The 3,138-nt window shown below is 44.6% G+C and carries 3 protein-coding genes; 1 reads left to right on the top strand and 2 read right to left on the bottom strand.

The annotated features are described in order from the left end of the window. Positions 1-395: 395 nt before the first annotated feature. Complete coding sequence (gene purN / locus IJ23_RS23540) at positions 396-1,052, bottom strand: phosphoribosylglycinamide formyltransferase (RefSeq protein WP_005394347.1); 657 nt, start codon at positions 1,050-1,052, stop codon at positions 396-398. Positions 1,053-1,203: 151 nt separating this feature from the next. After that, entirely contained in the window at positions 1,204-2,244 is a 1,041-nt protein-coding gene (gene purM / locus IJ23_RS23535; protein ID WP_005389861.1) for a phosphoribosylformylglycinamidine cyclo-ligase, read from the bottom strand. Between the two features lie 179 nt (positions 2,245-2,423). Here purM and upp point away from each other — a divergent pair, with 179 nt between their 5' ends. After that, a complete protein-coding gene (upp, locus tag IJ23_RS23530) occupies positions 2,424-3,050 on the top strand; it encodes a uracil phosphoribosyltransferase (protein ID WP_005380401.1) in 627 nt (208 codons plus the stop codon). The last annotated feature ends 88 nt before the right edge of the window (positions 3,051-3,138 follow it).

The following is a 3,138-nucleotide window of genomic DNA, read 5'->3' as shown; positions in this document are numbered from 1 at the left end:
ACCTTATTTAGGACGGCACAGAATGTAAAAATAAAGCTCGCTTAATCGCGAGCTTTATTTTTATGCGTTTTAAACCGAGGGCGGATACGGATGAGCATTCTTACTTTCTAGAGTGCTGGTAGTAGAGTCCTAGTCTCGCTAAGGCTTGCTGTAAAGACGTAACTGATAGAAATTTCTCATAAAACACCTCGTCAGTCTGAACGGTGAAGAACGAACCAGATGCAGAATCTACTTTCCGAGTGTTATGTTACTCAAGTGGTTATGGGATTTTTTAGAATGCTGGGTTTTAGGTTTCTAGTCTCACCATGGTTTTCTTGAATCAAGTTTATAAGTATTAAAACAACCAAGAGCAGCCCTCAGGCTGCTCTTTTGTGCTTGGAGTTTATTATTCAGGGCTACTCATCTGAGGCGTACCCATGTACGCCAAGCTCTGCGCCATCTAAATAGGCTTTACCATCCTTCATGATCAACCGCTCGTCTACCAGCCACTTAGCCACCATAGGGTAGATTCGGTGCTCCTGCGCCTGAACACGTGCCGCAAGTACACTAGCATCATCGTCTTCGAACACAGGAACTTTTGCTTGCAGTATGACAGGGCCACCATCAAGCTCTTCCGTTACAAAGTGCACACTCGTACCATGTTCTTTATCGCCAGCATCAATTGCTCTCTGGTGTGTGTGTAGCCCAGGATATTTTGGTAGAAGAGAAGGGTGGATATTGATCATCTTACCCATGTAATGAGAAACAAATGCGCTGCTCAGAATGCGCATGTAACCAGCAAGAATAATCACGTCTGGTTGGTATTCATCTATTTGACTCATTAGCTCTGCATCAAAGCTTTCACGCGAGCTGAATGCTTTAGGGTCGACAAAGTGACCGTCCACATCAAACTTTTTTGCACGTTCTAAACCAAAAGCATCTGCTTTGTTAGAGAACACGGCTGCCACTCGTGCGTTTGGCATGCTGTCTTCGCAAGCTTCCAAGATAGCTTGCAGGTTACTTCCGTTACCCGAGATGAGGACCACAATGTTTTTTAGGGTATGGTTTTTCATGATGTCGAGAGCGCCTTGGTATTGTAGGTTGGAGTTATGTAGCTTCTAAACTACCTACTAATAGAATGGTTTTTAGTGTTCTAGATAGCAAAATGAGGACCTAGTCATCTAGTGTCCTCATTCTTCTTATCTTTTGAGCTCGATTTGCAAATTATTGGATTTCAACTTGCTCTTCGTTCGCGTCTGCTTGTGCGATTTGACCAATCACCCACGCGTTTTCGCCTTCTTCTTTAAGAAGAGCAACTGCTGCATCTGCCTGGTCTTTCGGTAGTGCGACGATTAGACCTACACCACAGTTGAATGTGCGGTACATTTCGTGTGTGTCGACGTTGCCTTTCTCTTGTAGCCACTTGAAGATAACTGGCCATTCCCAACTGTTACCATCGATAACTGCTTTCGTGCCTTCAGGCAGTACGCGTGGGATGTTTTCCCAGAAACCACCACCAGTGATATGAGAAATCGCATGGATGTCGTGTTTCTCAATCATCTTAAGTGCTGACTTGATGTAAATTTTTGTTGGTTCTAGTAGGTGCTCACCAATAGTGCGGCCTGCTAGCTCTTCGCTCTTATCTGCACCAGATACTTCTAGGATCTTACGGATAAGGGAGTAACCGTTTGAGTGTGGGCCGCTTGAACCAACAGCGATAAGTGCATCACCAGCAGCGACTTTCGTGCCGTCAATCACGTCTTCTTTTTCTACTACGCCAACACAGAAACCAGCTACGTCGTAGTCTTCGCCTTCATACATGCCAGGCATCTCCGCAGTTTCGCCACCAATTAGGGCACAACCTGCTTGAACACACCCTTCTGCGATACCTGAAACAACATCCGCTGCGGTATCAACGTCTAGTTTGCCTGTTGCGTAGTAATCTAGGAAAAACAGTGGCTCTGCGCCTTGCACGATAAGATCATTTACACACATTGCCACTAGGTCGATGCCAATCGTGTCGTGCTTGTTCATATCCAGTGCTAGGCGAAGTTTTGTGCCAACGCCATCAGTACCAGAAACCAGTACAGGTTGTTTGTATTTAGTTGGCAATTCGCATAGCGCGCCAAAACCACCGATACCACCCATAACTTCAGGGCGACGAGTACGTTTTACCGCACCCTTAATACGATCCACAAGCGCGTTGCCTGCATCAATATCTACACCAGCGTCTTTATAGCTAAGAGAAGAGTTGTTACCACTCACAGGGAAGTCCTCGGTATTAAGTTGGATATGAAAACGGCGCTATTCTAACAGTGCTTAAACATAGATAGCAAACGTTTGCGTCTGTTTTTTTCTTTAGTGATTTATCCTGATATCCCAGTGAAAATCATGTATAATCTGAAGGTTTGTTTAAATATTGCCAACTATAGCCGGAGATGGACATGAAAGTTGTTGAAGTAAAGCACCCTCTAGTAAAACATAAAATTGGTCTAATGAGAGAAGGTGACATCAGCACAAAACGTTTTCGTGAGTTAGCGACTGAGGTCGGTAGCCTACTTACTTACGAAGCAACGTCAGACTTTGAAACAGAAAAAGTGACCATTGATGGTTGGAACGGTCCGGTAGAAGTAGACCAGATTAAAGGTAAAAAAGTAACCGTAGTGCCAATCCTACGTGCAGGTCTAGGCATGATGGATGGAGTTCTTGAGCACATGCCAAGCGCACGTATCAGTGTTGTGGGTATTTACCGTGATGAAGAAACGCTTGAGCCAGTTCCTTACTTCAACAAGCTTGCTTCAAACATCGAGGAGCGTATTGCGCTTGTTGTTGACCCAATGCTTGCAACAGGTGGTTCTATGATTGCTACGATCGATCTCCTAAAAGAGAAAGGTTGTAACCAAATCAAAGTGCTGGTACTTGTTGCTGCACCAGAAGGTATTGAAGCGCTAGAAAAAGCACACCCAGATGTTGAGCTATACACTGCGGCAATCGATGAGAAGCTTAATGACAAAGGCTACATCGTTCCGGGTCTAGGCGATGCTGGTGATAAGATCTTCGGTACTAAGTAATTCTTTGATGTATTACTATGACTGAACAGAAAAAGGCTTGGTGAAAACCAAGCCTTTTTTGTATCTACTGTGCCGTCCTAAATAAGGT

Origin of the sequence: Vibrio sp. OY15 (assembly GCF_000742455.1) — a bacterium.
Classification (GTDB): domain Bacteria; phylum Pseudomonadota; class Gammaproteobacteria; order Enterobacterales; family Vibrionaceae; genus Vibrio; species Vibrio alginolyticus.
The sequence above is the reverse complement of the archived record's forward strand: the minus strand, read 5'-3'. Positions and strand labels throughout refer to the sequence as shown.